This window comes from Paenibacillus sp. ACRRX, assembly GCF_022346885.1.
GTDB lineage: Bacteria > Bacillota > Bacilli > Paenibacillales > Paenibacillaceae > Paenibacillus_B.
In genome coordinates this window covers 66,184-87,907 of record NZ_JAKRNK010000011.1, presented here as the reverse complement: position 1 = coordinate 87,907, position 21,724 = coordinate 66,184, and the positions used below count along the sequence as shown (strand labels likewise).

The following is a 21,724-nucleotide window of genomic DNA, read 5'->3' as shown; positions in this document are numbered from 1 at the left end:
TTATTATTTTAATGAAATCTCAAATTTAGAGCCAACTTCTCCTGCAAAAACGATCTTACCATTCTCCGGTAATATGACTTGATCCTTACCGCTAACCACAGTGTTGTTGATGCAAATTCCTGCTTGATCATAGACAGCAAAGGAGCTATTCTTAGGCATCTTAACCGTCATGGTTTTTCCTATGGAAGCTGCAGACACGGAATACCATTTGGCATAGCCGTCGTCTTTGATCGTTGTTGTAGATTCCTTCCCAGAATAAAGCGATTTGAAATGATCTTCATTAGTGTATACATAACCCGCTGCCGTAACATACTCTGATCCATCTTTCTTAAAGAAATTGATATCCATCGTATCTCGGCCAGCTGAGCCAGGAACTTGCAGCCCATTCACGGCTTTGTCTGCCCCAATAATTTTATTCGTTAAGAAATACCCTGGAACACCCATATCAATGGTTACAGTTGGTGCAGATTTAGTATAGAGCATCGATGTATATTTCTCATTTACCACATAAAATGTTTTACCTTCACGTTTCTCCCATGCGGCAGCTACGTCTTTTGATAATACATTAGCTTCGAGCTTCTCAGCTTTATACTCTATTAAAGCCGTCTGTGAAAGCCCTGGTAAAGTTATATATAAGCTGGACCACAAGTAGGTACGCCCATTTTTCTCAACAACAAATTTTATTTTTTCTGTGCCTTTATCGTTCACAAAAGAACCGTCTGCCTTATACGTATACGTTTGGGCAGGATTATTCGGAGCTTTCACTGTGGTTACAGACAAATCGCCCGATGGGTTTATTTCTACCTTCGTTAGGGCACCTGACACGCCACCATAAATACCCGCGTGCTGAGATAATTCCTGGGGCATGTCTGCTTTTATAGATAAGTTATGCAGCTTTTCTTGTTTCCGCTCATGAATAACACCCTTTTCTTGAAGTGCACTAAGCAGTACTTCATTTGCTAACATTTGATCTAGTATGCTTTGACCACCTGAAGAGACGACGGCTGCAGCCATGTTGTATTCTGGGAGCACTACTAATGATGAATGGTAGGATACCGTATCTCCTCCTTTCGAAAGTGCCTTAATGCCGTATTCGTTAAATGGGAACAAGCGCACACTATCCCAACCTAGCCCGTATGCGACGAGGGACGGATCAGCTTCCTGCGGCCACATGCCTCTTTTGTACTCATCTTGTGCCATAGCTTCTACCGACTTACTAGAAAGAATATGATCAACCTGTCCCGTGAATATTTGTGAGAATTTAACGAGATCCTCAGCTGTTGAAGAAATGCCACCCGACGCAATTGTGTTCGTACTCTCTCTTGGAATCTGTCCCTTATAGGCAGGAAAATAGATCCCGGCCTGTTGTGTTGGATCCACGAGGTCCTGCGGTGTTTTTGTATGGTTCATTTCCAGAGGTCCTGTCAAATACTTGTGTATAAATGCCGTAAATCCCATGCCACTAACTCGCTCTACTAGAATCTCGGCTAACGTAAATCCATCGTTACAATATACCGAGTACGCTCCTGGATCTGCCTTTAAGTTTTGAGTCGCCAGTTGCTCTAACAAAGTATCGTGTGCATAAGTATCATTATCGTCGTGTAAAAAAATGTTATTTGACGTAGTTCCTTGAAGACCAGAAGAATGATTTAGCAGCATACGTGGTGTTATTTGTTTGTAACGGTCATCTTTCATTCTAAAATCAGTTATATATTTCACAACAGGTTCATCTAAATCTATCTTTCCATCGTCTACAAGCTTCATTACAGCCGCTGTGAGCACCATTTTGCTCGTAGAACCTATGCCATAAATCGTATTTGAAGTGAGTGGTGTATTGTCCTTTATGTCATTTTTCCCAGCATGTCCTGAAATGACAATCTCTCCATCAGCGATGAGCGCATATTGAAGACTTGTCGTACCGTAAGATTCTATAAGTACCTTGGCTTTCTCAACAGCTACTTTTTTAGACGCATCAAAAGGAAGTTTAGCGCTGTTATTAGTGGCCGTTGCGGCCATTGCAGACATTGGAGCAAGCATCGTTAACACGAGGGTTAAAGCGACGATTGAAATTCGTTTTCTACCTGTTCTCGTACCTATACTCATATTTGTTATTTCTCTTGGTTTCACCTTTATCATCTCCTGTCATCTTCTGTGGATTGGGCTACTTTAACGGACCGTTAAAGAAATTTTATCCAATGAAGATGTACTCTTCGTGACGCCATTATGAACGGAGTATGAACAAGCAAAAATAATACGGCATACCTATGAATCTCTGGCAGGCTCGCTATGACAAACAAAAAAACCGTCAAATATGACGGTTTTTTATTCCTTATGCGCATATTATTCTTTCATAAACTTCCTAAAGTTTTGGACGATTTCCTTGGATCTGGTATGGTGTAAATAATGTCCACCTTCGAATGTCATCACTTTTCCATGTACAGAATCTTTGATTTGCTTTTCGTGCAGTGGTATCCAACCTTTTGTTTCGGTATCATTCGCTTGTAAAAAGAAAATAACTGGCAGATTTTTCGGGAAGGTCAAGTTTTCAGCAGCTTTGAAATTAGGGCTAAAATGTTCGCCTTCACTTAGTACGTTCGGATTAAACATGTTTTTGAGCGTAAGGATTCTGATTTGTTCTCTAGTTTCATCATCTACGATTGGTACAACCATTTGGTCGGAGCTCAGTTTCATGAACAACCGGGAAAAACCTGATTTTTTGAGCAGTTTATATGCTCCTGATGGAAATGGATCTTCCGTACCGCCTTGCGTTGGAACACTGCTATCGATCCCGACAAATGCACTCACCTCGTTTGGATATTTGTTCACATAATCCAAGCCATAAATGCCCGCAATTGAGTGACCCATTAGAATATATCGGTCGATGTCTAGACTCTTCAATGCTTCATGAATTTCATCTACCATATTTTCTATGGTTCGTTCCTTTTCCGTTACATCACTTAGCCCATATCCAAAAGGCTCGACGACGACAACCTTGTAATAAGGAGATAACTCTTTCACTAGCGGTTCAAAATCAAGCGCTGGTGCTGCTGTTCCATACCCTGGTAGCAGCACCACAGTTTCTTCGCCTTTTCCTTGAATCAAAACATTCATATTTTTCCCATCAACAGCTACAGACTGACCATAGGATTTTATTTTTCCTTGCTCCGATTTGTTGTTGACGATATTAACGATATAAACAATGGCAATAAATAGTGTTATAACGATAACGATGACTGCTAATATTTTGAGCATCATGATAAATACTTTTTTCATCATTTTCTACCTTTCAAATGGCCTTATGTAACTGCATCGTAGACAAGCCCAAATTTATTATTTCAATGTAATCTCAAATTTGGAGCCAATCTCACCTGCAAATACAATGCTACCATTCTCCGGTAATACGACCTGATTATTACCGCTGACAACAGTATGGTTCACACAAATACCAGCCTGATTATAGACAGCAAAGGCGCCATTTGAAGGCATTGTAACTGCCATAACCTTTCCTTTGGCAGCCGCAGGCACTGAATACCATCTGGCATAGCCGTCCGCTTGGATCGTTGTCGACGATTGAGTACCCGTATGGAGCGGTTTTACAAGCTCCTCACCAGCGTATATGCTCCCTCCTGCCGTAAAATACTCTAATCCATTCTTAGTAAAGAAATTGATTTCCTTCGTGTCACGACCTGCCATGCCAGGGATTTGCAGTTGGTTAACCGCTTCGTTTGCTCCAATAATTTTATGATTCGAGACAAAGCCCGGAACCTCTTTTAGGAAATGAATAGGTATGATTGGTGTAACATTAAGATAGAACGTTGATGTATATTTCTCATTCATCAAGTAATATTTTTGGCCTTCACGCTTTTCCCATGAAGCGTTAATCTCCTGAGATAATTCACTCACTTCAAGTTTCTCTGCCTTATATTCTGAGAAAGCTAACTGTCCAAGCCCCGGTACAGATAAATAGGAACGGGACCACAAATAGGCGCGCCCATTTTTCTCCACAACAAATTTCAATTTTTCTGTGCCTTTATCGTTTACAAAAGAACCATCAGCCGTATACGTATACTTTTGATCAGGGCTGTTTGGAGAGGTAAGTGTGGTTACCGACAATTGTTCGGCAGCATTCAGTTCCACCTTCATTAGCTTACCTGAACCACCACTATAAATACCTGCATACTGGGACGTTTCCTTTGGCATATCTGCCTTTATAGGTACGCCATATGACTTCTCCGGCTTCCGTTCTTTAATAAGATCCTTCTCCTGAAGTGCGCTGAGCAGCAGTTCACTCGCAATAAGTTGATCAGTTGCGCTTGAACCACCTGAAGAGGTAACCGCTGCAGCCATGTTGTAATCCGGAAGCACCACTAATGATGAGTGATACGATATGGTATCTCCCCCCTTTGTAACCGCCTTGATGCCGTATTCGTTAAATGGGAACAAGTTCACACTATCCCACCCTAACCCGTAAGAAATAGATGTATCGCTATCTTCTGACCACATGCCTCTTTTAAATTCTTCTTGGGCCATAACTTCTACTGACTTGCTAGAAAGAATCCCATCGACCTGACCCGTGAAGATTTGCGAGAATTTGACGAGATCTTCAGCTGTAGAGTAGATGCCTCCAGTAGCAATGATGTTATAATTTTCTTTTGGAAGCTGTCCCTTATACAGAGGGGAATAGATCCCAGCCATTTTCGATGGATCCAAAAAATCCTGTGGTGTTTTGGTATGGTCCATGCCCAGAGGCTCAGTAACATATTTGTGAATGAATGCAGTAAAGCCCATGCCGCTAACTCGCTCTACCAGAATCTCAGCCAGCGTAAAACCATCGTTACAATATACGGAGTATGCTCCTGGATCTGCCTTTAAGTTTTGAGTCGCCAATTGCTCTAAAAAAGTATCATGTGAGTAAGTATCATTATCCCCATATAATGTAGCATTATGGCCCGAGGTACCGAGCAGACCAGAGGAATGATTCAACAGCATGCGTGGTGTAATCTGCTTGTAACGAATATCTTTCATCTTAAAGTCATGTATGTAGTTCACAAGTGGAACATCCAAATCGACTTTGCCCTCATCAACAAGTTTCATAACAGACGCTGTAAGTACCATTTTGCTAGTTGAGCCTATACCATACACCGTATCGGAAGTAAGTGGTACATTTCCTTTTATGTCGTTTTTGCCAGCCTGCCCGGAGACCACAATCTCTCCTTTATCAATAAGTGCATATTGCAGACTCGTAGTACCGTAAGTTTCGGTTAGTATTTTGGCTTTCTCAGCAGCTATTTTCTTTGTTGCATCATAGGTAAGAGTGCTGCTACTCGTAGCCGGAGCGGCCATTGCTGACATCGGAGCTAACATGGTTAGTATCAGCGTAAAAGCAGCAATTGAAGTTCGTTTTTTAGCTATTCTCGTACCCACTCTCTTGTTCATTACCTCACTTCGTTTCATGCGCATCTTCTCCTGCCTTCATCGGTTTAATGGCTACTTTAAACTAGCCATTAAACCTAGTCTATACAACGAAGATGTACTCCCCATGACGACAATATGAATGGAGTATGAACAAGATAACTTAATTTATTTCTTTCATAAATTCTCTCAAATTCTCTGTAATTTCTTTGGCTTTGGTACGATGGATGTAATGATCTGCTTCAAACAGCATCATTTTTCCATGTACAGAATTTTTTAATTGCGCTTCATGCTCCGGTATCCATTGATCCGTAACGGGATGATTCGCTTGGACAAAGAAAATAACGGGAAGATTTTTCGGGAATGAGACGCTTTCAGCTGCTTTAAAATTAGAATACATATGTTCAATTTCATTTAAAAGGTTGGAATTAAATATGTTTTTGTGCATAAGGATTCTCATTTGTTCTTTCGTTTTATCATCATAGGGCAGTTCAGCCAAAAGGTCTTTCCCCAATTTTATGGTCAATCTGGAGAGACCTGATTTTTTGAACAGTTTAGCCATTTCTAATTGTGAAGATTCAACCTTTTCCGTTAGCGTGGGAACGCTGCTATCGAGCCCGACAAATGCACTTACCTCGTTTTCATATTTATTCACATATTCGAGTCCATAAACGCCTGAAATGGAGTGGCCCATGAGTATATAACGTTTAATGTTAAGACCCTGTAACGCTTCGTGAATTTCACGGACGATATTCTCTGTGGTTCGCTCCTTTTCGGTTAGATCACTTAACCCATAACCAAAAGGCTCAACGACGACGACTTTGTAGAAGGGTGATAGCTCTTCGATTATCGGTTTAAAGTCCAGTGCGGGTGCTGCTGTTCCAAGACCAGGTAGGAGCACCACGGTTTCTTCACCTGTTCCTTGAATTAGAACATTCATATTTTTCCCGTCTACAGCTACGTGCTGACCATAGGGTTCTAATCTTTTTAATTCCGATTGATTACATATAAGATTAACTGTATACACAATGGCTAGAAAAAGTGCGATGGCTATTATGATTGCTCCAATGACTATTAAAAAGATGTTTCGTACTTTATTGGTTCTCGTTCGATTCCTCGTTTTCATACCCACTTGTTGTACCATTCGTATCTACTCCTGTCCTGATCTGTTTTTTCAACCAAGCTTAAAGCCCCACGTATGAAAGTGTAACGAGTGAAGATGGACTCCCCGTGACGTCAATATGAACCGAATATGAACCAGAAAATAAATGCCACTTCGTCGTATGCAATGAAGCTTGCACAGGCCTGCCCTAATATAAAACATGCAAGTGCTTAGCCAATCCAGTCCTACCATGTGATAACATCTTATAGGGTACAACCACACAATGAAAAACCGCCCCGACGGGCGGTTTCCCCTATTACTTATTGGACATCTGCTAAGTCGTGGCTGTGTCTTTCTCCGTACACTTACTTTACTTCTTTCATATATGCTCTAACATTCTCCGCAATTTCTTTGAATTGAGTGTGGTGCAAATAATGCGATCCCACCATGGTGATTATTTTTCCATATGCCGATTCTTTGGCCTGTTCCTCATGCAAAGGTACCCATTCTTTTCTCGCTTCATTATTTGATTGTACAAAGAGAAGAAGTGGAATGTCTTTCGGGAATGTTAAGCCTTGAGCACCTTTAAAATTAGATCCAATATGATCCATTTCATTCAACATTGTGTCATTGTTACTCACTTGTTTCGTGATCAAATTCATTTGCTCTACGGTTTTTTCATCGAATGCCAGACCTTTATAGGGGTCAGCACTGAATTGAAGAGCAAATCGTAAGAGACCTGATTTTTTGAGAAGTTCTAATTTTTTTAATGGGAATTTGACATCCATACCTGGTTGTGTTGGAACACTGCTGTCGATTCCGACAAATGCAGTTACCTCATCTCGATATTTGCTCACATAATCAATGCCGTAAATGCCTGCAATGGAGTGGCCCATAAGTATATATCGGTTAATATTAAGCTGCTGCAGCGCTTCATGAACTTCACCTACGATATTCTCAGTAGTTCGCTCTTTTTCCGTTTCATCACTTAACCCATAACCGAAGGGCTCAACCGCGACAACTTTGTAAAATGGAGACAACTCATCGATAAGCAGTTTAAAATCAAGTATTGGTGTAGCTGTTCCAAAACCAGGCAGAAGCACGATCGTTTCTTCGCCTGTTCCTTGAATGAGCACGTTCATATTTTTCCCGTCTACAGATACATGCTGACCATAGGGCTCTATTTGTTTTTTCTCCGAATTCGTACTTATCACATTCATGATGTATACAATCCCTAGAAAAAGAACAATAACGATAACGATTGCTGCTATGATTTTAAGTAAAATGCTGCGCACTTTCTTAAATTTCGTTCCATTCCCCATTTTCTTTTCCTCTGTTTGTGTCACTCTCATCTACTCCTGTCCTGATCTGTTTATTCAGTTACCTTAACGGTGCGACTAATGAAAGTTTAACCAACAAAGATGTACTCCTCATGACGACAATATGAACTGAATATGAACGATCAAAAAATGCTACGACATGACATGCAAGGAAGCTTGCACATGATGCCGCAGCATGGATAATACGAGGACCTTGTTAAGATAAAACGAATGACAGCATGTTGTTACATCAAATAGTTACAAACAAGCTTTCATTTTAAAATTCATCTACTTGTCTTTTTTACTTCTTCCATAAACGTTCTAAAATTTTCAACGATTTCTTTTGATCTGGTATGGTGTAAATAATGGGTTCCTTCAAATGCCATCACTTTTCCAAGTACAGAATCTTTTACTTGCTCTTCATGTAGTTTTGACCATCCTTCAATTCCTGTACTATCCGGTTGTAAAAAGAATATAACAGGCAGGTTTTTTGGGAATGTTAAATTTTCAGTTGCCTTAAAATTAGAAGACCTACTTTCTATTTCATTCACAATGGTGGGATTTCTGAAGTTTTTGAAAGAAAGAATTCTCATTTGTTCTTTTGTTTCATCATCAACTGGTATTTTAGCATATGGGTCAGCACTTAGTTTCATTATTAATCTGGCTAAACCTGATTTTTTGAGCAGCGTAATTGTTGTATTTGATATTGGAGATTCAACAACCTTATCACCGTATTGCTTGGGAGCACTGCTATCAATCCCGACAAATGCACTCACTTCGTGTTCATATTTGTTCACATAATCTAGTCCGTAAATGCCCGAAATAGAGTGAGCCATTAAAATATATCGGTCAATTTTAAGGCTCTGTAAAGCTTCATGAATTTCACTTACAATATTTTCAATGCTTCGTTCTTTTTCGGTTCCATCACTTAATCCATAACCAAAAGGTTCAATCACTGCGACCTTGTAAAATGGTGATAACTGTTCTACTAGCGGCTTAAAATCGAGTGCTGGTGTTCCTGTTCCCAAACCTGGTATCAGCACGACTGTTTCTTCGCCTTGTCCTTGGATTAATACATTCATATTTTTCCCATCAACGGTTACAAACTGACCATAGGGTTTTATTTTTCCTTCTTCTGATTTGTTACTGATTATATTTACGATAAACACAATGGCCAAAAAAAGTACGATTGCTATACCTAATCCTGCTAACACTTTTAGTAAAATGCTAAGCCATTTTTTCATCTTCCTAGCTGGCTTTTTACCTGTTGTTGTATCCAAGTCCATTCTCTTTCCCTCGCCTATGTTCACTCTCATCTTCTCCTGTCGTTATTTCTGTATCGGGCTGCCTTAACTGACCGTTAAGCAAGCATATACAATAGAGATGTACTCCCCATGACGACAATATGAACTGAATATGAACAAGAGAAAAAATGCTGCAGCCTACATACAAGGAAACTTGCATGTGGGCTGCAGCATGAAGAACGTGGTCTAGTCAATCCGATGGATACCCTATGAATCTAACTTTCTGTTGGTGTAATGATTGGCAAGGTGACAATGAAGGTCGTTCCTTGACCAGGTTCACTTTGCACTCGGATGTCGCCTTGATGAAGCGATATAATCTGTTTAACGATGGCAAGTCCCATACCGCTGCCGCCATACTTACGACTATGTGAACGATCTGCCTTAAAAAACCGTTCGAATATCCGTTTCTGATCCTCCAAGGAAATACCTATGCCTGTATCGGATATGGAGACGGTCACATTTTTGGCCTCTTGTTTGATGCTGACATCAATAATGCCCCCATCCACCGAGAATTTGATGCTATTGCCGATTATGTTCGTCCATACCTGGTTTAATAAATCATGATCTGCCGTTAGACGAATTGCCTTCAAATTGAGCTCGAAACGGATGTCGCGAGCAGACCATTGCGGCTGGAGCGCGACGATTACCCGTCTGATCTGTTCATCAAGGCTAAGTGTGGCCAAACGAAGCTGCTGTGACTGCGCTTCAAGCAAGCTCAGCTTGAGCAGGCTGTCGCTCATCTTGGACATACGCTTCGCTTCAGCGATGATAATATCAAGATAACGGCTTCGCTCTTGGTCTGCCAGGTCTACTTGCTTGAGTGCGAGCGCATAACCGGATATCGAGGTGAGCGGAGACTGAACCTCATGCGACACATTCGTTACGAATTCCCTGCGCATCTGCTCCAATTGCTGCAAATCATGCATCATCTCTTCGAAGCTGCGAGCCAAAGTACCCAGTTCACCCGTTTGCTTAATATTCAGCTTGACGTTGAAATCCCCAGCAGCTATACGCTTGGTCGCCTTTGTCAGCTTTTTGATCGGTCTTACTAAAAATATGGAGGCCACCAGAATGATTAAGCTTCCTGCAATCAACGAACAAGTAGCAAAGATCGATGCCCACATGGTGACAAAGGAGGTGGAAGGGGGGGCGAGCATTTCCAAGAACATCGCTTTTGTTCCCAGTTCCGTTTTCAACGGCAGTCCTAAAAGAACCTTGCCAATACCTTTCGGATTGTCTTGAACAACGCCTCCATCTATTACTTTCTTTAATTGCTCCTTCGTCACAGTGGCAGGTTTGTGTTCGTTAACTCTTCCGTACGACTGGAACTGACCTGTTGCTTCGTAAATCCGAATATGATAGGAATCGAGCTGCTTCATTCCGCTTACGAACGTTTCCGCTTCACTTAACGGAAGAGTCTTGTAAATCCGGACAATGTCTTGGCCAAAGTTACGAATGTTGATTTGTGCGTTTTCGTTTAATTTTTCTTCAAACATCAAAGTAGACACAAAAAAGGAAATGATCGTGCCCGCGATAACGGACACTAAAAATGTCAGGACAACACGTATATATAAGGATTTGATCATTCGTAAACCTCAAGCCGGTACCCAAGCCCACGCACCGTCTCAATACGAAAATCGGTTGTAGTTGCAAACCTTTCACGCAGGCGTTTAATATGTACGTCTACCGTTCGATCATCTCCGGCGTAATCGATCCCCCAAATCTGATCGATCAACTGCTCGCGTGTATAGACTTGTCCAGGTGTTCCAGCAAGCTTATACAGCAATTCAAACTCCTTGAGCGGCAGCGTAAGCGACTCCGTCCCTCTCATCACCTTATAGGTCTGTCGATCAAGCGTGACGTTGCCGAACTGGATCGTCTGTGTGGAGCCAATCCGGTATCGTTTCATTAATGCTCGAACACGCACCGTCAACTCCAAGGGATCGAATGGCTTCGTCAGATAATCATCGGTCCCCAACTCAAAACCTTTCACTTTCTCCCATGTTTCGCCTCTCGCAGTCAGCATAAGTAACGGAAGATCTGGATTGGCTTTACGGAGCTCCTTGCATAACGTCCAACCATCCATAATCGGCATCATTATATCGAGCACAACAAGGTCGACATGCGTCGCGGCGTAGACGGCTAGTGCTTCCTTGCCGTCCGCGGCTTCGACTGTTGCGAATCCGTCGTTGCGTAGAAATAAGCAGACAAGTTCGCGAATGTTCGCATCGTCGTCAGCAACAAGTATAGTAGGCATCTGTTCCCTCTTTTCCCTGTTTTCCATCCCATACAGTTGCAATCATTATACTATAAATGAATTTGAAACGCAGAATAACGTGGGGGACCCGATACACCTGTCCCCATATTTCCGTCTACAGCAAACTTTGGTCCAAGATAATCGACTTCATTTCCTGATGCATAGGCTGGTTTGCCAAATCTAAATCGATACCGCTAACAAATGGGGGGCAGAAGAAGCAGTGCATCCTCCCCGCCGGAGTGCATACAGCCCGTACAAAGCCACGCCAAAACAAAAAGGCATAAGCAAAAAGTTAAACTTTTCACTCATGCCCCTTCTCGGGTAGCACATAAAAGGCGTATGATCTATCCTATTCCGCGATATGCACAAATATGATGGACTACGTATCCTTTATTAAGTTTACGTTTACATACAGGCATTTCCCAATCAAAGCGTACGGAACTTCAGGTCCTTACAGTCCACTTTGAATAGAAATTCTCTCTTTCCCTCTTTCCCATGGACGGATAACCGTAATGTTAAATTTTGCACGTCTTTATCTGTGAGCGCTTTGTTATATAACCAGCCGTGCCGTTCTTTACCAGGCTTAATCACAGCATCTTTAAAATCAGGATTGTGAGAAGCAGCCACGACCGTCTCATAGGTTTTGCCCTTGATTCCATGGTTGGCCCCAGCCTTCGTACCAGCCAAGTAAAGCTTAACTTCTTCTTTGTCCGTTTTGTTGTTAACCGTAATTTCAAAGTCGGTATGATCCTTCGTTAATCGAACAGCTTGTACCGTCACTTCAACACCTTTGTTGGTTTGAGTAATCGGCAATGTTTGAAAAGCAGAGCGCTGCTGATCCTGATTGTCTCTATTTGGTGTAGAAGGCCTATGATCTGGGTTCTTTAGCTTCCCTTCGGGGAGCTCTATGCTACCCTCTATAGATATCGGCTTGTCATACATAACCCGAACGACATCCCGCCCGTCAAAAGCTCCCCGCTCTGCGTCAGACGTGTTGTGTGCGGCTGCCAACGCAATTCCTGTAAAGACCATCGTGCTGCATAAAATGCCAACAACCAGTTTACTCATCTTGTCCTCTCCTTTCCACTAGTCCCTATCCTCTTCCACGTTATCTCTCTATTACGGTGTTAGTACTCCTACATTACGAAGACCATTGCTCTACATGAATATGGAGCTTCGCATCTGCCAGCGCTTTATAGTGACGTTCCACCTTATTCCCCGCTGCATCTACCTCTACCTTTCCATCCTCACGGCTTACTTGAAATACCCACTCCGAATACATCGGAATTTGCAGTTGATTCGTATACGTATCGGTTTCTGGATGTTGTACGAGCGGAAACCAAGCATAGAGCTTGACGCCATCCGGCGTATTTAGAGGTGCATGAACGATGAGTTCCAACTGGACATTGGATGGTATCTCTGCTACAACACGCAGCGTAACAGCAGCTTCCAGGTCCCCATATTGAACTGTCACCTTTGTCTCTCCTAACTGCAAAGGAATGACAGTCCCATCCTCTCGAACCTGTGCAATACGTTCATCTTCGATACGATAGAATGCTCTTAATACAGTCATCCTAAAGCCCGAATCATACTCAACGATTGGATTCAATCGGCAGGAAGGACCGATCAACCCAACCTCCTCCATTTCCTCACCGCTATTCAACTTTAATGCGCATGCCTCTCCCCTGTCGCCAAAGAAATGAATCAGCGGCGCTGACACTCTGGCCGCCCAATCCCGCTCCACATGTGCTGCTCCCGGTTCATACAAATAAACGAGCTCATCGTCTGGGCTGTACCCTAATTGAAGCAGTTTCTCGGTCACTTCACGTACATGCTTCTCTCTCACCAGCAGTCCTTCACGACTGCCAAGATCAATCCATATTTTAGACACGGGCTGCTTGGCGGTAAACGTATGATACATAGGCACTTCGTTCTGTGTCTGTGGATCTACACAATAGAAATAAGGAGAAACGATTCCGAGCATCCCAAATACGTCAGGACGGCGCATGCCGATATGATACGTTACTTGTCCACCTCTTGAAGAACCCATCAAGGCTGTATGTTCCGGCCCTGTTTTTGTGCGGAATACGGCATCCATAAATGGCATTACTTCTTCAATGATAAACCGCTCATACAGTTCGCCCCGTGGTTGAATCGGCACTTTATCGTCTTGATAACAAACTCCCTCCAGATCATGCGTGAATTCATCAGCCCGTTCCATCCCCATGTTAGGGACGCCAACCACAATAATATCCTCGATGATCCGCTCCTTAATCAACTGGTCGGCAGTCGTATGAATGTTCCATGAATACCCGTTAAACGCGGGGTGAAAAATATTTTGTCCGTCGTGTACATATAACACCGGATATCGCCTGTTCAGGTCAATCTGATAGCTGGGAGGCAGATACACCACAAGATCACGCATATTATCCAAAACATCAGAGTAGAATCCTTCATTTCGTAAAATGCTTGAGCTATGCTTCATTGTCATCACCTTTTCTTGCAATTAAATCCACCCAATGCTCCACTTCATAATGTAATTCCAGTCCATCCGTCACAGTAAACTGACGGTAAGGAACCTCGTGGCCATTGCGGTCTGTTTCATGCTTGCCTAAGCCTCGCGAAATTCTAAATTCAAACGACATCTCTCTTGGCACCTCAAAGCTGCCACCATAGAGCCCTTCATCTATCATTGGCAATTCAATGCCTGCATAAAGACAATCCGTACGCGGCGTGTACGCTGGTACTTTTACATAGATGTCAACCTTCGCCGTATCTGACACATACGGAACCACGGTCATATCCTTACTGGCTCGCAGCTGCTGACGAACATACGTAACACTTGTCTGCCCAGACTGACACGGAGTTAACATTCCATCCGCTGCTACTGCCAACAGCTCCGTATCAGCTACCTCATAGACAGCGTCAATATCCGTCATCATAAAGCCGCTATCAAAACGAACAATTGGATTCAACGCCCGTTGGGGCCCTTGAATGCCTATCACCTCAGGTCCGTGCAGATCAACATCCACTGGCTTGCCGATGTCTCCAAAAAAATAGAGAAGCGGCGCATGCACCCTTGCCGCCCAGTCTTTCTGCGAATGACCAGAGCCTACTGCATAGTAATACATAAGGTCTTTGCCCGGCTCATAACCGATCTGAACGAGAACATCCACCACATGACGCACATGCTGTTCCATGACGGTAAAGCCTTCCGCATCTCCAACGTCGATCCATATTTTAAGATCCTTCTTCTCCGTATACACTCGGCTCAGCCATCTTTCTTCCATCTTGTTCGGCTCAACACTAACAAAGAAAGGACATAACGCACCGATCATGCCAAAGGTTTCCGATTGACGGAAACCTATGTTATAGGACACTAACCCGCCTGCAGATGATCCCATTAAGGCGGTATGCTCCTTGCCTGTTAAAGTTCGGTACTCTCGATCCATGTAAGGCTTCACTTCCTGCACCAGAAACTGCTCGTAGAGTTCTCCTTGGTTAGCCGTGTGGAACACATTGTGCCCGTCTGGGTTCGCATGCATATATTCCGCAATTCGCGCATCTTCCACGTGAGCAATGGCAACCACGATGATCTCTTTCATCTTTCCTTCGGCTACTAAACGATCAACCGTCTGATGCACATCCCAGGACTCTCCCTTGTGATCTGCAAAAAACACATGCTGTCCATCATGCATATAGAGGACAGGATAGCGCCGCTGCTCTTCCTGATCATAGCCAGCCGGCAAATAAACAAACATATCTCTTGTATTGTTTAAAATAGTGGAATAATACTGTTTAATCTCTATTAAACGTGCTGAACCCACTGGGCATTCTCCTCATACCGTATAATTACGAGGAGACAGACAATATGATAAATTTCTCCTCGTTTCTATATTCCGCGTCATCAATATAACTGTTCATTAAGTTCACAATAGACGTATACTCGCTCATACGGAACGATACCCGCTTGATATCATCACGCAGCACTTCTGGACAATGACACGTGCACCATGCAGTGAAACGCGCATGTGATGCGGCTGCCTGATTGGCTATAAACTCATTTAACACAATTCCAGGACGATGCTCATGCTTGGCCAAGAAAGCCCGCATCCCACTTGCATCCTTATATACATGTATCCTCTCTTCCGGCAAACCGGACACATGCTTAATCACGTCCATCCACTGCTTATTGTTATATGCGTCCAATATTAGAAATTGTGGTGCTTCACCCAACATAGCAATAGAAGCTTCAAAACCTGCCTTAACATCTGGCATTACCTTGTGAAAGAGCGAATCCTCAATATAACTATCAACTACAAAGACCGGAATGCCGAACCCAAAATAAGGGGTGATGGTGGCAAACCTTTCTTGATCCACATTAATGAGAAACACGCCGTCCAGATTACGTTCCATAATGACTTTGTAAGACGGCTCCGAGCTGTCTATCTGCATCAATATAACGTGGTAGCCCAGTGCACTGCACTGTTGTTCAATTTTGCTGATCGTTTTGGCATATTTAAGCTCGGACCATGGACTTGGCTCACTGTCTTTAAACCACAAAATCCCAATAAGGCCTGTCTTTTTGATCTTCAAAGATTGAGCAGTACGATTAGTAACATACTTGAGCTGCTGTGCAATTTTTAATACTTTCACTCGAGTTTCGTCCGAGATGGACTGCGTTTTTACATCGTTCAAAATATAAGACACGGTTGCAATCGACACGCCTGCTGCTTGGGCGATATCTTTAATCGTTGTTTTCTTCATCATTCTCCGACCTCACTTAAACTTAAACGTTTAAGCCAATTAAAGCATACCGCCTTTTCCGTGTCAATTTTGCTATCAGACCGACGTTAGTTATGAAGTATGCACCCTCCGTAAGCAGGTAAGCTGATGATAAGCTGATCGCTCTCCTGTTTGAATGTCCCATTCCCCAACAGCATGCTTAATCCCGATACCACCGTCATACCCGCAACCGTAAATGTGGAGACATCCTTGCTGTTGTTAAAGCAAATGTACACCTGCTCACTGCCGTGTTTCCTTTCTACAACCAACTGCTGCTGATCTGCATATACAATTCGGAAACGACCTGCTTGTAGTGCTCGTTTTGAAGTTCGCAGGGCGATAAGCTGATGATAAAATGCATACAATTCACGATTCTGCTGTGAAGCATCCCATACCATCGGCTTGCGGCAATCTGGGTCTTCTCCTCCCGTCATGCCAACCTCATCGCCATAATAAATGCATGGCGCACCCAAGAAGCTGAATTGGAACAGTACAGCTAGCATCATCTTCCGCTCATCCCGAGCCATCGTCAGCAGACGAGGCGTATCATGACTGCCTAATATCGTAAAGGTGGCCTCGTTTACTTGCTGCGGATAATCAGCCAATAGTTTGTTCACTTGATAGGCAAACTGCTCCGCATTGATCGAGTCTTTTGCATAAAAATCAAGGACCGCTTCCGTCACCGGATAGTTCATCACCGCATCAAACTGGTCGCCTTGCAGCCATGGCATCGCATCATGCCAGATTTCCCCGAGAATATAAAAGTCCGGCTTTAATGACTTGCATGTTTTACGGAATTCGCGCCAGAATTCATGATCAACCTCATTGGCGACATCCAGACGCCAGCCGTCAATATCACATTCACGAATCCAATATTGAGCGACATCCAGTAAATACTGCCTCACATCCGGATGCACTGTATTCAGCTTCGGCATATGTGATTCAAAAGCGAAGCAATGATAGGAAGGCCTCGGCGCTTGTGTCAGCGGAAACGATTTAATATGAAACCAATCCCGGTAGCGCGATGCTTCCCCATGCTCAAGCACATCCTGAAAAGGGGCGAACCAATAGCCACAATGATTAAATACGGCATCCAAAATGACTCGGATTCCACGGTTGTGGCAAGCCTCTACTAGACTTTTTAACAATTCGGTATCGCCAAACTGCGGATCTACTTTCATATAATCAGTGGTATCATACTTATGGTTCGTTTTCGCTTCAAACAAAGGTGTAAAATAAATTGCGTTGATGCCCAACTCGCTAATGTAGTCGAGTCGCTCTAGTACACCTTTCAGGTCGCCGCCATAAAAATCATGCGGACCTGGTGAGGACGCTTCCCATGATCGAACCGACTCTGGATCATTTGACGGGTCACCATTCGCAAATCGATCCGGGAATATTTGATAAAACACAGCATCTTTTACCCAAGCAGGTGGCTGAAGAACCTCATTTGCCCAAAGAAACGGGAAATCAAAAAAAGTCAGCGGATTGTGCGGCTTGTCCTTCACAAAGCCTTTTTCCGTATACCAAATCGACTGCTCGTCATCTGTTAACTGGAATGCATACCGAAGCCGCAGATGCAGAGGAACAACTTCTGCTTGCCAGTAATCAAACCATTCATCGCTTGCCAGCTTATAAAGTTCGGATACGGTTGCCGTGTTGTCCCAATCGTACTTGTCGCCATAAAGTACTCTAACCGAGTGCAGATCGTTCTTCTTGGTCCGCAGTCGGATATGGATGGTATGTTCGTCATAAGAGTAACAATAGGACTGTCCCGGTCGATGATAGATCGCTTCGAGAAACATGATCTGACCTACTCCTTCCTGAATCCAGATAATTAAACATATGCCTCGTCATATTGAGACCTAAATAGTACGGTAAATTTCGTCTTGTAATGGCTAGCCTTTATCCGCACCTGCCGTCATACCATGGATGAGATATTTTTGGAAATACATATACAAGATCGTGATCGGCAGCGCTACTAGTACCGCACCCGCGGCAAACGTCGTAAAGCTGGAATTGGTCTCTGTCGCAACCATATTGTACAAGCCCTGCGCCAACGTCATTTTATCGGACGACCTCAGCACAATCTGAGGAAGTATAAAGTCCATAAACGGCGTTATAAAGCTGTTTAAAGCGACAAAGGTAATAGCAGGCAGCGACAATGGCAAAATAATTTTAAACAGTGTGACCATATGGCTTGCACCGTCAATGTATGCTGCCTCTTCCAGACTTTTCGGAATCGTATCGAAATGACCTTTCATCACCCAAGTCCCCATCGAGATAGAACCGCCAGCATAAATTAAAATTAGGCCCAAGTGTGTATCCAGCAGCTTCGTTTGCAGCAGCAGGACAAAGATTGCCATAATCGATAAGAAGCCAGGAAACATTTGCAGGATAAGCAGCGCCATCAAACCTTGCTGCCTGCCTTTAAAGCGAAAACGGGAAAAAGCATAGGCTGTAGCTGCCACTAAACCTGTTGATAAAACCGCATTTGCAAGTGCAATCGTTACTGTATTTCGGAACCACAGTACAAAATCAGTATTTCGAATGAGCTCGACATAATGCTCCAGCGTTGGCTGCTTGGGAAACATACTGCTTACCATTAAAGTATTTCCCGGATGAAGAGAGGTACCGATCACCCAAATCAACGGATATATTGTCGTCAACAGAAGCACGGCAAACACCGCGTATATGCCAATGACGACCAAATTGTTCAGCAATTTTGACATTTAGATCCTATCCTCTTCTCGTGTTGTCTTCATCCTTCTATAATTCCACAGGGAAAAGACCGCAATAAAGACAAACATGATAATCGATACAGCGGAAGCCATATTGAACTGGCTTTGATTCAGTGTCATTTTAAAAATCCACGAGATCAAAATATCCGTACTGCCCGCGTAATAGTAATCAGGATGATTCGGGCTGCCATCCGTCAGCATATAAATCAAGTTAAAATTGTTAAAATTAAATGCAAACTGCATAATTAAAATCGGTGCTGTCGCTGCTAGTACAAGTGGCAGTGTAAGTTTCGTGAATCGTTGTGTCCCAGTGGCGCCATCCACTGCAGCTGCTTCGTACAAGTCACGCGGAAGTGTCGTTAACACACCAGACATTAACGCCATTAGGAACGGCGTAGAGAACCACAAGTTTACAATTATAATGGTGACTTTGGCCATCGTCGGGTCCGAAAGCCAAGGCACGGGCGACATCCCCAATTTAACCAGCATATCGTTCACGGGACCAAAAGAACCATTCAGCAGCACGCGGAACACCAGTATCGATATAAATTGCGGAACCGCCCACGGCAGAATAAATATTGTTCGCCAAAACCTTTTGAACTTTATTCTAGGATGATTCACCATTAATGCCAGTACAAGGCCGCTAAAAAATACAGACAGCGTGGACGCTACCGCCCAGATGATATTCCAGACGGATATACCAAAGAAGGTCGTCCGCCACGACTCCTGCGCGAACAAATCGTAAAATGTTCGCAGCCCCGTCCAGTCCACCAAGTTGCGGTCTGGAATGTGATGAGGTGCTGAATAGTTCGTAAAAGCAATCAATACATTAAACACAAGCGGCAGCACCGTCACAAATAAAACAAAAAAGAGAGAGGGCAGCAGCAGCAGGTACGGAAAGTGTCTGAACTTAGCCTGTCTTACCGATACTAGAAATCCAGGAACCGCCTTTCCTTGATCTCTTAGCTCACCATTCTTCTTAGCATCGTATATATTCAGCGCATAGAAACCTGCAAATAACAACACCAAGACGATCATAATGATGCCATGGATCAGCATAAAGATGGAGTGGTCCCCTTTTATGACATTACCAGCAACAATTTTGGAAGGCACATCCCCTAATGTAATGAGCCCTTTAATTCCTTGATAAACGATGGGATAATAATTCCAAAAGAACAATTGAGTCGCTGTCATAAATAGCAAACCCTTTATATATTGCCTATTGTACAACTGACCCAAACCTATAAATACCGCAGAGAAAATAGCAGCTATGGTCCGATGCCGACGAGCATCTGTTGTTGCCATCATACGGAAGACCGCCTTAGTCGAATTTTGAGATTACCCGTTCATGTGACCGATTATTTCTTGGATTGAATCGCTGTCTTGATCTGAGCTGCTGCCTTATCCAGCACAATGCTTGGCTCCTGATTGTCGTTCCAGATAGCAGCTAATGCAGCACCTGCTGGAACCCATACGGTTCCCATTTCTGGTATGGATGGCATAGGCGTCGAATGTTCCGCTTGCTCCAAGAAAGCCATAATATTAGCATCCTGCGCGATCGCAGGCTCGGCCATTAGATCTTTTCTGGCCGGCAGCTGTCTTGTCATTTCGAATCGCTTCTTGCCATTTTCCTGTGAAGTGACATAACGTGCAAACAGCTTTGCTGCTGCTGGATATTCGGTATACGAGTTGACATATACAGCCCGGATACCCGACATGCTCTTCGGGTGCTCCCCATTTGGCAAGAGCGGCAGCGGAGCCACCGCATAATCGACACCTGCATTCGTCAACTCATTCATTAGCCATGGGCCATTAATGATAGCTGCCGTGCTGCCTTCTACGAAAAATCCGGTAATGATATTATCGTTGATATCGTTAACGTTGATAGGCAAAATTTGCTTTAATGATTGTAAATACTTTGCTCCTGCAACCGACTGAGCGCTATTCAGCCCCATATCCGCCGCATTCGTCCCCCCGTTGCCGAACACATATCCGCCATAACCCGCCAAGAAAGAGTAAGATTGATACAACTGTCCTACATTCCACATAAGGGCGTACTTCTTATTCGCAGGATCATTATACGACTTGGCAAATTGGATCAACTCGTCATAAGTCCCAGGTGCCTTTGGCAGCAATTTTTTATTATAATACAACGCATAGGTCTCAATTGCGGTTGGATAACCGTACAATACCCCTTCATAACTAACACCTTCCAGAGCCGAGGTCATAAATTGATTTTTTGCTGGGTCGTCTAACACGTCATTTTGCAGGACTAGCCCTGCCATGACTGCATTACCTAAGTGATCATGCGGCGCTGCAAAAACATCTGCTCCGATTCCAGCAGGCCCATCCGTCGTCAGCTTAGTCACGGCATCTATAGCAGGAACGGCTTCCACCTTCACCTTTACGCCATATTCTTGTTCAAAGCTTACTGCGACCGCTTTCATAAAATCCAACTCAGGTCCCTTGGACTCCCATACAAGTAATTCCGCGCCTTCTTCTGGCTTCAACTCTGTTTGCAGCCCTTGCTGCTGTTCAGAATGTTCTTCTTTTGGCGAAGCAGATTGGCCCGTCTGCTGCGACCCACATGCTGTAAGCAGAAGCATACAACTAACTAACGCCACCCACATGGAAATCATAAAACGCTTTGACACGACTTATCCCTCCAGTCTTCATTCAACTCGACTTAAGTTAACTTAAACGTTTAAGTAATTTCATTAATATGATAACTCCTTTAAAACAAGTCGTCAATAACATAAAAAAACAGGTATCCTCTATGCTTAAGAGAGAATACCTGTCTTCCT

General features: G+C 43.4%; 16 protein-coding genes. All 16 read right to left on the bottom strand.

The genetic code is table 11. From position 1 onward, the window contains the following. Positions 1-3 precede the first annotated feature (3 nt). Complete coding sequence (locus tag MH117_RS24010) at positions 4-2,136, bottom strand: serine hydrolase domain-containing protein (RefSeq protein WP_239333255.1); 2,133 nt, start codon at positions 2,134-2,136, stop codon at positions 4-6. Between the two features lie 204 nt (positions 2,137-2,340). Continuing rightward, positions 2,341-3,276, bottom strand: coding sequence for an alpha/beta hydrolase (locus MH117_RS24005; protein WP_239333253.1), 936 nt, complete (start codon positions 3,274-3,276; stop codon positions 2,341-2,343). A gap of 54 nt (positions 3,277-3,330) precedes the next feature. Then, a complete protein-coding gene (locus MH117_RS24000) occupies positions 3,331-5,454 on the bottom strand; it encodes a serine hydrolase domain-containing protein (protein ID WP_239333251.1) in 2,124 nt (707 codons plus the stop codon). Between the two features lie 121 nt (positions 5,455-5,575). Next, positions 5,576-6,556 (bottom strand): alpha/beta fold hydrolase, encoded by a 981-nt coding sequence (locus MH117_RS23995; protein WP_239333249.1) that lies wholly within the window; start codon positions 6,554-6,556, stop codon positions 5,576-5,578. Positions 6,557-6,879: 323 nt separating this feature from the next. Next, entirely contained in the window at positions 6,880-7,860 is a 981-nt protein-coding gene (locus MH117_RS23990) for an alpha/beta hydrolase (protein ID WP_239333247.1), read from the bottom strand. A 257-nt stretch (positions 7,861-8,117) separates the two neighbouring features. Further along, positions 8,118-9,119: an alpha/beta fold hydrolase gene (locus MH117_RS23985; RefSeq protein ID WP_239333404.1), complete on the bottom strand. Its 1,002-nt coding sequence runs from the start codon at positions 9,117-9,119 to the stop codon at positions 8,118-8,120. A 233-nt stretch (positions 9,120-9,352) separates the two neighbouring features. Then, a complete protein-coding gene (locus MH117_RS23980; RefSeq protein ID WP_239333245.1) occupies positions 9,353-10,723 on the bottom strand; it encodes a sensor histidine kinase in 1,371 nt (456 codons plus the stop codon). Continuing rightward, entirely contained in the window at positions 10,720-11,394 is a 675-nt protein-coding gene (locus MH117_RS23975) for a response regulator transcription factor (protein WP_239333243.1), read from the bottom strand. The genes MH117_RS23980 and MH117_RS23975 overlap by 4 nt, the downstream gene beginning before the upstream one ends. A gap of 426 nt (positions 11,395-11,820) precedes the next feature. Next, complete coding sequence (locus MH117_RS23970; RefSeq protein WP_239333241.1) at positions 11,821-12,462, bottom strand: hypothetical protein; 642 nt, start codon at positions 12,460-12,462, stop codon at positions 11,821-11,823. A gap of 73 nt (positions 12,463-12,535) precedes the next feature. Then, positions 12,536-13,879 (bottom strand): alpha/beta hydrolase, encoded by a 1,344-nt coding sequence (locus MH117_RS23965; protein ID WP_239333239.1) that lies wholly within the window; start codon positions 13,877-13,879, stop codon positions 12,536-12,538. Continuing rightward, positions 13,869-15,221, bottom strand: a complete 1,353-nt coding sequence (locus MH117_RS23960; RefSeq protein ID WP_239333237.1) for an alpha/beta hydrolase — start codon at positions 15,219-15,221, stop codon at positions 13,869-13,871. Before MH117_RS23960 ends, MH117_RS23965 begins: the two co-directional genes overlap by 11 nt. Before the next feature lie 25 nt (positions 15,222-15,246). Next, positions 15,247-16,164 (bottom strand): LacI family DNA-binding transcriptional regulator, encoded by a 918-nt coding sequence (locus tag MH117_RS23955; RefSeq protein WP_343224484.1) that lies wholly within the window; start codon positions 16,162-16,164, stop codon positions 15,247-15,249. A gap of 83 nt (positions 16,165-16,247) precedes the next feature. Continuing rightward, the gene (locus MH117_RS23950; protein WP_239333235.1) at positions 16,248-17,984 is read right to left on the bottom strand and encodes an alpha-glycosidase; all 1,737 of its coding nucleotides are present in this window, start codon (positions 17,982-17,984) and stop codon (positions 16,248-16,250) included. A gap of 93 nt (positions 17,985-18,077) precedes the next feature. Further along, positions 18,078-18,911, bottom strand: a complete 834-nt coding sequence (locus tag MH117_RS23945; protein ID WP_239333233.1) for a sugar ABC transporter permease — start codon at positions 18,909-18,911, stop codon at positions 18,078-18,080. Further along, entirely contained in the window at positions 18,912-20,228 is a 1,317-nt protein-coding gene (locus MH117_RS23940; RefSeq protein WP_239333231.1) for a sugar ABC transporter permease, read from the bottom strand. A gap of 50 nt (positions 20,229-20,278) precedes the next feature. After that, positions 20,279-21,574 (bottom strand): sugar ABC transporter substrate-binding protein, encoded by a 1,296-nt coding sequence (locus tag MH117_RS23935; RefSeq protein WP_239333229.1) that lies wholly within the window; start codon positions 21,572-21,574, stop codon positions 20,279-20,281. Positions 21,575-21,724: the final 150 nt, after the last annotated feature.

Bases quoted from the DNA above. Each gene is read 5' to 3' on its own strand.
- MH117_RS24010 (WP_239333255.1), bottom strand. From the start codon at position 2,136: ATGATAAAGGTGAAACCAAGAGAAATAACAAATATGAGTATAGGTACG.
- MH117_RS24005 (WP_239333253.1), bottom strand. From the start codon at position 3,276: ATGATGAAAAAAGTATTTATCATGATGCTCAAAATATTAGCAGTCATC.
- MH117_RS24000 (WP_239333251.1), bottom strand. From the start codon at position 5,454: ATGAAACGAAGTGAGGTAATGAACAAGAGAGTGGGTACGAGAATAGCT.
- MH117_RS23995 (WP_239333249.1), bottom strand. From the start codon at position 6,556: ATGGTACAACAAGTGGGTATGAAAACGAGGAATCGAACGAGAACCAAT.
- MH117_RS23985 (WP_239333404.1), bottom strand. From the start codon at position 9,119: ATGGACTTGGATACAACAACAGGTAAAAAGCCAGCTAGGAAGATGAAA.
- MH117_RS23980 (WP_239333245.1), bottom strand. From the start codon at position 10,723: ATGATCAAATCCTTATATATACGTGTTGTCCTGACATTTTTAGTGTCC.
- MH117_RS23975 (WP_239333243.1), bottom strand. From the start codon at position 11,394: ATGCCTACTATACTTGTTGCTGACGACGATGCGAACATTCGCGAACTT.
- MH117_RS23970 (WP_239333241.1), bottom strand. From the start codon at position 12,462: ATGAGTAAACTGGTTGTTGGCATTTTATGCAGCACGATGGTCTTTACA.
- MH117_RS23965 (WP_239333239.1), bottom strand. From the start codon at position 13,879: ATGAAGCATAGCTCAAGCATTTTACGAAATGAAGGATTCTACTCTGAT.
- MH117_RS23955 (WP_343224484.1), bottom strand. From the start codon at position 16,164: ATGATGAAGAAAACAACGATTAAAGATATCGCCCAAGCAGCAGGCGTG.
- MH117_RS23950 (WP_239333235.1), bottom strand. From the start codon at position 17,984: ATGTTTCTCGAAGCGATCTATCATCGACCGGGACAGTCCTATTGTTAC.
- MH117_RS23945 (WP_239333233.1), bottom strand. From the start codon at position 18,911: ATGTCAAAATTGCTGAACAATTTGGTCGTCATTGGCATATACGCGGTG.
- MH117_RS23940 (WP_239333231.1), bottom strand. From the start codon at position 20,228: ATGATGGCAACAACAGATGCTCGTCGGCATCGGACCATAGCTGCTATT.